Genomic DNA, 6999 nt, shown 5'->3' on the forward strand with positions numbered 1-6999 from the left:
CCGGGGCCCGGCGGCCCGGGGCCGGCGGCCTGGGGCGCGCGGCGGCTCGCAGGGGCCGCGGCCGCGGGCGGTGGTGCATTTGCGGGCGGTGGTGCGCCGGGCTCGTGGGGCGGTGTGCGCGCGAACGGTGGTACGCCCGTGCGGTGGAGCTGGATGAGCTAACGGTGGCGCGGTGGGGGCGTAATCATTTGGCTTTGTCTTTGGGACCGTCACCGGTGGAGAGCGCAGCGATGAACGCCTCCTGAGGGACCTCGACGCGGCCGACCATCTTCATCCGCTTCTTGCCCTCCTTCTGCTTCTCGAGCAGCTTCCGCTTCCGGGAGATGTCGCCGCCGTAGCACTTCGCGAGGACGTCCTTGCGGATCGCGCGGATGTTCTCGCGGGCGATGATCCGGGCCCCGATCGCGGCCTGGATCGGCACCTCGAACTGCTGCCGCGGGATCAGCTCGCGGAGCTTCTGGGCCATCGTCGTGCCGTAGTTGTAGGCCTTGTCCTTGTGCACGATCGCGCTGAACGCGTCGACCTGCTCGCCCTGCAGCAGGATGTCGACTTTCACCAGGTCGGCAGCCTGCTCGCCGGTGGTCTCGTAGTCGAGGCTGGCGTAACCCTTGGTGCGGGACTTCAGCTGGTCGAAGAAGTCGAAGATGATCTCGGCCAGGGGGAGCGAGTAGCGCAGCTCGACGCGGTCCTCGGACAGGTAGTCCATGCCCTGGAGCGTGCCTCGACGGCCCTGGCAGAGTTCCATGATCGCGCCGATGTATTCGCTGGGAGCCAGGACGGTGGCGCGGACTATCGGCTCGTAGACCTCATCGATCTTCCCGTGCGGGAACTCGCTCGGGTTGGTGACGATGTGCTCGGTTTTGTCGTCCATGACCACCCGGTAGACCACGTTCGGGGCGGTCGCGATCAGGTCGAGGCCGAACTCGCGCTCCAGCCGCTCCCGGATGATCTCCAGGTGCAGCAGGCCGAGGAAGCCGACGCGGAAGCCGAAGCCGAGCGCGGCAGAGGTCTCCGGCTCGTAGGCCAGCGCGGCATCGTTGAGCTGGAGCTTGTCGAGCGCCTCGCGGAGGATCGGGTAGTCCGAGCCGTCGATCGGGTAGAGGCCGGAGAACACCATCGGCTTTGCCTCGGCGTACCCGGGAAGGCTCTCCTTCGCCGGCTTGGCGTTGTTGGTGACGGTGTCACCGACCTTGGACTGGCGGACGTCCTTCACGCCGGTGATCAGATAACCCACCTCGCCGACGCCGAGCGCGTCGGACGGCACCGGCTCCGGCGAGATGACGCCGATCTCGAGCAGCTCGTGGGTGGCCGCGGTGGACATCATCTTGATCCGCTCGCGGGCACTGAGCTGGCCGTCGATCACCCGGATGTAGGTGACGACGCCACGGTAGGTGTCGTAGACCGAGTCGAAGATCATCGCCCTGGCCGGAGCGTTCGCGTCACCCTTCGGGGGCGGGAACTGGCGGACGATCTCGTTGAGCAGGGGTTCGACGCCGACGCCGGTCTTGCCGGAGACCTTGAGGCAGTCTTCGGGCTCGCAGCCGATCAGCTTCGCCAGCTCCTCGGCGTACTTCTCGGGCTGGGCCGCCGGCAGGTCGATCTTGTTGAGGACCGGGATGACGTGCAGGTCGTTCTCGAGCGCCAGGTAGAGGTTCGCGAGCGTCTGCGCCTCGATGCCCTGAGCGGCGTCGACGAGGAGAACGGCACCTTCGCAGGCGGCCAGGGACCGGGACACCTCGTACGTGAAGTCGACGTGCCCGGGGGTGTCGATCATGTTGAGGATGTGGGTGGTGTTGTCGACCTCCCACGGGAGGCGGACGGCCTGCGACTTGATCGTGATGCCGCGCTCGCGCTCGATGTCCATGCGGTCGAGGTACTGGGCCCGCATCTGCCGCTCGTTGACGACGCCCGTGATCTGCAGCATGCGGTCGGCCAGCGTCGACTTGCCGTGGTCGATGTGCGCAATGATGCAGAAGTTGCGGATCAAGCTCGGGTCGGTCGATCCCGGGCGCGGCGTCGGGGGCACGCGGGTGTCCCTGCCCTTCTTTGATGACGAGGCGTTCGAGGACGTCAGGTGGCACGCAGCGTCGGTAACCGCGCGCACCGGTCACACCGGCCTGCGGTCGGCGTGGTCGAGACGACACCTCAATTCTCCCACGCCCCGAGGAGTGCCGTCTCACGGCGGTGGCGCGACTTACCTCGCGTGCGCCGCGCGGAAGGTACGGCCGCGTGCTCGGGATGGGTGTCGCGCCCTCCGGGGTATGACACCGGAAGCACGACATCCACGTTGGCGAGCACCGGAATCGGCGACACCCAGCCCTCACCGAGCGTGGCGCCCGGGCTCGGGAGCGCGTTTTGAACCAGTCGTCAGGTTCCTGGTAGCCTGGTTTTTCGCGCGGCGGGCGCGCGATGTGCGCTGCTCGACGAGGCCCTCGAACGGGAGTCTCGAGCACACCCGCCATCGTTCGAACTTGCCAGCAACACACGACCAGACCCGAGGCTTACGCGTGGCGAACATCAAGTCCCAGATCAAGCGCATCAAGACCAACGAGAAGGCGCGCCTGCGCAACAAGGCCGTCAAGTCGTCGATCAAGACGGCGATCCGGAAGTTCCGGACGGCTGCCGACGCCGGTGACCGCGACACGGCTCTGACCGAGCTGCGCAACGCGTCCCGTGCGCTCGACAAGGCCACCAGCAAGGGCGTCATCCACAAGAACCAGGCCGCGAACAAGAAGTCGGCCATGGCGAAGCGGGCCGAGTCCCTCTGACGCTGCCTGCGGCGCACTAGCGCATCCGATCGAAGGCACCGCCCCTCCCGGGGTCGGTGCCTTCGTCGTTTCCGAGGCCGATCCCGCGCAGCATCAGCCGGTCGCATCAGCCTGGACAGGGCGCGTCAGCCTGGACAGGGCGCGTCAGCCTGGACAGGGCGNGAGCCTGGACAGGGCGCGTCAGCCCCGCGCTGGGCCGTCCTCGCGCAGGGGCGGCAACGGAACGGTGGCATCCGCGTCCGCTTCCAGGTCGGCGGGGTGAGCCGTGGCCGCGGGAGGCGCCGCACCGGGTTCCCCCGCCGCGGACGGAACCGCTCGCAGGCGTGGCTCCGCCGGGGCAGACGGTGTCACGCGGATCACGCCCAGGACCGCGGTGTCGGGCTCGTGATCGGCGGCGCCGTGCGGCGCCTCCGCACTCACCGGGGAAGCTCGGCTGTAGCCGGAGATCACCGCATCGTCGAACGTCGGTATCTCACCGCTGCGGGAGCGTGGCCGCCGAGCCGCGTGCGGGTCCGGCAAGCGCCCGGCGACGACGTCGTTCAACTTCACCATCGCCGCAACGGTGGCCGGCGTCGCCAGCACGCCCCACCAGCTCACCAGGTCGGCGAAGGCCAGCAGCATCGCCAGGACGATCGAGCCTTCGAAGAACAGCGCGCAGAGCAGCTTGCCCGGCGCGAGATGCCGCAACCGCAGCACTCGTGCGTACAGCGGCCGCACCGCGTCGTGCGGAGCTGGTTCGGACCGCTCTCGGAGCGCCGCGAGTAACCGCGCCGTCACCGGACTTCCCGGGCCGAGACGATCGCGAGCACCGCCCGCTCCAACGCGTAGTCGCGGTCGTCCGCACCACCTTTGACGTCCCCGTTGGCGACGGCCGCCGCGCGGGCGGCGGTAGCCAGCCCGGCCTGGGACCATCCGCGGCCCTGCCGCTGTGCCCGCTCGACCTTCCACGGCGGCATGCCCAGCGTGCTGGCCAGCTGATAGGCACTCCCCCGCGCCCCGGCGACCCGCGCGACGCTCCGGACGCCGTCCGCCAGCGCGTCCGCGATCGGCACCGGATCGACGCCGATCGCCCGCGCCCACCGCAAGGCTTCGAGCGCCCCGGCGGTGTCGCCGACCATCGCCGCGTCGGCGACCGTGTAACCGCTGACGTCCGCACGCCCGCGGTGGTACTGCCGCACCGTGTCCAGATCGACCCGGCCGCCGGTGTCGGCGACCAACTGGCTGCACACCGACGCCAATTCGCGCAGGTCGGAGCCGACCGATTCGAGGATCAGCGCCGCGACTTCCTCGCTGGCCTTACCGCCGGACCGGCGGACCTCGTCGCGCACGAACGCGATCTTGTCGCGATGCTTCGTGATCTTGGCGACGCTGGTCGTGACCGCGCCCGCCTTCTTCAGCCCGTCCGCGAGCGCCTTGCCCCGGGCCTGCCCGAGGTGGGTGACGACCAGCACGATGCCGCTGCTGGGGTCGGCCGCGAGCGCGGTCGCGTGCTGCAGCAGCGCGGCCGCCAGGTCCTTCCCCGCGGTGTGGGCGTCCCGGGCGATCAGCACCCGCGCCTCGGCGAACAGCGACGGGCTGAACAACTCGAACAGCGCGCCCGGCGTGAGCTGGGAGAGGTCTAGCTCACGGACGTCACATTCCGGGTCCGCCGCGCGGGCGGTGGCGACGACATCGGCGACCACACGGCCCGCGAGAAAGCTCTCGTCTCCGAGGACGAGGTGGAGCGGCGCGAGTGTGGCCGGGGGCGAAGGGGCGGCCGAGCCAGGCATGTCGCACATCGTTGCACGGTGCGCGGAACGTTGCGGTCCCGCGCACGCACGAGCGCTGCACTTTACGGCGCTATCGGGGCATTCGCCCAGGTGGCGCGGGTCTTTTCCGCAGACGAGTGATGGCCCCGGAAACGAGGTCAAGCGGCGGCCCCGCGCCGTGGATCAGGGCACTGCGGCGCGGCCGCGCACGGCGGTCGACAGCGCTCCGTCCCGACCGGCGACCACCGCCAGGTCACCGCTGTGATCGGTCCGCAGCACCCGGGCTCTCCGCTTCGCCAGGTGCCCCAGGACGCCGGGATCGGGATGCCCGTAGTCGTTGTCGACACCCACCGGGATGAGCGCCACCCGCGGCGCCGCGGCGTCCAGGAACGCCGGCTCGGACCACGCCGACCCGTGGTGCGGCACCTTCAGCACGTCCACCGCCAACGGCGTCCCGCCGTCCAGCAGTGCCCGCTCGGCATCGTGTTCGGCGTCCCCGGGCAGCAGGACCGCGACCGACCGGACCTCGGCCCGCAGGATCAGGCTGTTGTTGTTCGGGTCCGATCGGGTTCCCCGCAGCACCCGCTGCGGCCCGAGTACCCGCAGTGCGACGGCTCCGGCGGTCACCTCCCGCCCGGCCGTGAACCGCACGATCCGGACGCCGAAACGACGGGCCGATCGGGTCACCACCGCAGCGTTCTCGGCCGGTTCCGCGTACGGCCCGACGACGATCGCACCGACCGCCCTGCCCCGGAGCACACCGTCGAGGCCGCCGATGTGATCGAGGTGAAGGTGGCTCAGGAGCAGCAACGGCACCTGCTCCACCCCGAGCCGCCGTAGACAGCCGTCGACCGGCGTCGGGTCCGGGCCCACGTCGACGACCACCGCGGACGCCGCACCGGCCCGGAGCACCACCGCGTCGCCTTGCCCCACGTCGCACGCCACCACGACCCAGCCGGGCGGTGGCCACCCCGGCGCTGCTACCCGGATCGGCAGGGCCGCGACCACCACGGCCACACAGACCACCGCGAGCAGCCGACGCGGCAGCCGCCAACGGGCCACGAAGGCACCGCCCGCGAGCACGGCGGCGAGGGCCCAGCCACCGGCCGCGCCGCCCGGCCACGGGACGAGGCCGTCGGGCACCGCGGCTCCTCGCTCCGCGACCACGACCAGCCACCAGGCCGGCCACTGGCCCAGCCAGGCCAGCGCGGTGGCGACCGGCTCCGCGACCGGCGCGACGACCGCCGCGAGCAGCCCCAGCACCGTGGCGGGGGCGACGGTCGGCGCGGCGAGGAGGTTCGCCGGGATCGCGGTGAGGCTGACCGTGCCGCTGAACGCCGCGATCAGGGGAGCACACGCCGCCTGCGCCGCGGCGGGTACCGCCAGCGCGTCCGCGGCCAGGGCGGGCACCCGGCGGCGTTGCATCCCCGCGGACCACGCCGGTGCGACGAGCAGCAGCCCGGCCGTGGCGGCCACCGAGAGCGCGAAACCCGGCGCGGCGGCCAACGCCGGGTCGACGAGGACGAGAACGACGACCGAAACGCAGAGCGCCGGAAGGGCGGCGCGTGGCCGCCCCAGCGCGAGCGCCAGCAGGCCGAACCCACACATCGCGGCCGCACGGACGACGCTCGGCGACGGGCGCGCCAGCACGACGAACCCGGCGACCGCCACCGCGGCGAGAGCAGCCGACCAGCCCGGACCGGCCCGCACCCCGCGGAGAGCGGCGAGCACCAGCCCGGCCATGATCGCGAGGTTGGCCCCGGACACCGCCGTCAAGTGGGTCATGCCCGTCTGCTGGAACGCGTCTCTGACCCCGGGGTCGAGCTCGGAGGTATCGCCGACGACGAGGCCGGGCAGGAGGCCGCCGGGCTTGTCGGGCAGCGGGCCACACACGTCGCGGAGACCGTCGCGCAGGGAACCGGCGGCCCGTTGCAGCCACGGCGGCTCGCCGACCCGCTGTGGTGCCGCCGTCGACGAGAGCACCGCGGCCGTGAGGTCCCGACGCTGCGGCGCGAGCAGGCGTCCTTCGACGACGACCGGCTGACCGGGGAGCAGCCCTTCCCAGCCCGGGTGTTTGCCGAGGACGAGTACTCGGCCGCCGACGGTGTGCCGGATGCCGTCGGCGGTGAGCTGCTCGACCGAGGCCGGTACGACCCAGAGCGGGGCACCACCGCGCCGGGCAGCCGAGGGGCGAGGGTCGTCCCGCACCACCAGCCGGGCGACAACCGTCCCGGAACGCGCCACCGCACCGGCGAGCGGCCCGCTGTCCCGCTCGACCAGCCGAGGCACCGCCGCGACGGCCCCGGTGGCGGCCCCCAGCGCCACACCGGCCACCCCGAAGGCCAGCCCGCTCGCCCGGATCGCGCGCCGGCCCCGCAGCCCGCCGGCCACCCCGGGCACCGGCCCGCCCGCCCGTACGGCGCGTGGGCTCCATAGCCCGCCGGCCACCCCCGACGCGGCTGGTTCGGGCGCGCCCGGGGCGC

The 6999-nt window shown here is 72.1% G+C and carries 5 protein-coding genes; 1 reads left to right on the forward strand and 4 read right to left on the reverse strand.

The window, feature by feature from the left end; genetic code table 11:
* Window positions 1-184: 184 nt before the first annotated feature.
* Window positions 185-2026: a translation elongation factor 4 gene (gene lepA, locus ABEB28_RS42825; RefSeq protein ID WP_345734049.1), complete on the reverse strand. Its 1842-nt coding sequence runs from the start codon at window positions 2024-2026 to the stop codon at window positions 185-187.
* A gap of 481 nt (window positions 2027-2507) precedes the next feature.
* On the opposite strand from lepA, the gene rpsT reads away from it, so the two are divergent.
* Window positions 2508-2768: a 30S ribosomal protein S20 gene (rpsT, locus tag ABEB28_RS42830; RefSeq protein WP_345734050.1), complete on the forward strand. Its 261-nt coding sequence runs from the start codon at window positions 2508-2510 to the stop codon at window positions 2766-2768.
* A 180-nt stretch (window positions 2769-2948) separates the two neighbouring features.
* On the opposite strand, the gene ABEB28_RS43350 is transcribed toward rpsT, so the two are convergent.
* From ABEB28_RS43350 to ABEB28_RS42845, 3 genes are all read right to left on the reverse strand, one after another.
* Entirely contained in the window at window positions 2949-3545 is a 597-nt protein-coding gene (locus ABEB28_RS43350; protein WP_376982064.1) for a hypothetical protein, read from the reverse strand.
* A complete protein-coding gene (gene holA, locus ABEB28_RS42840; protein WP_376982066.1) occupies window positions 3542-4537 on the reverse strand; it encodes a DNA polymerase III subunit delta in 996 nt (331 codons plus the stop codon). Before holA ends, ABEB28_RS43350 begins: the two co-directional genes overlap by 4 nt.
* A 162-nt stretch (window positions 4538-4699) precedes the next feature.
* The coding region (locus ABEB28_RS42845) for a ComEC/Rec2 family competence protein (protein ID WP_345734052.1) at window positions 4700-6999 on the reverse strand (2300 nt) is incomplete at its 5' end.

Origin of the sequence: Cryptosporangium minutisporangium (genome assembly GCF_039536245.1) — a bacterium.
Taxonomy (GTDB): domain Bacteria; phylum Actinomycetota; class Actinomycetes; order Mycobacteriales; family Cryptosporangiaceae; genus Cryptosporangium; species Cryptosporangium minutisporangium.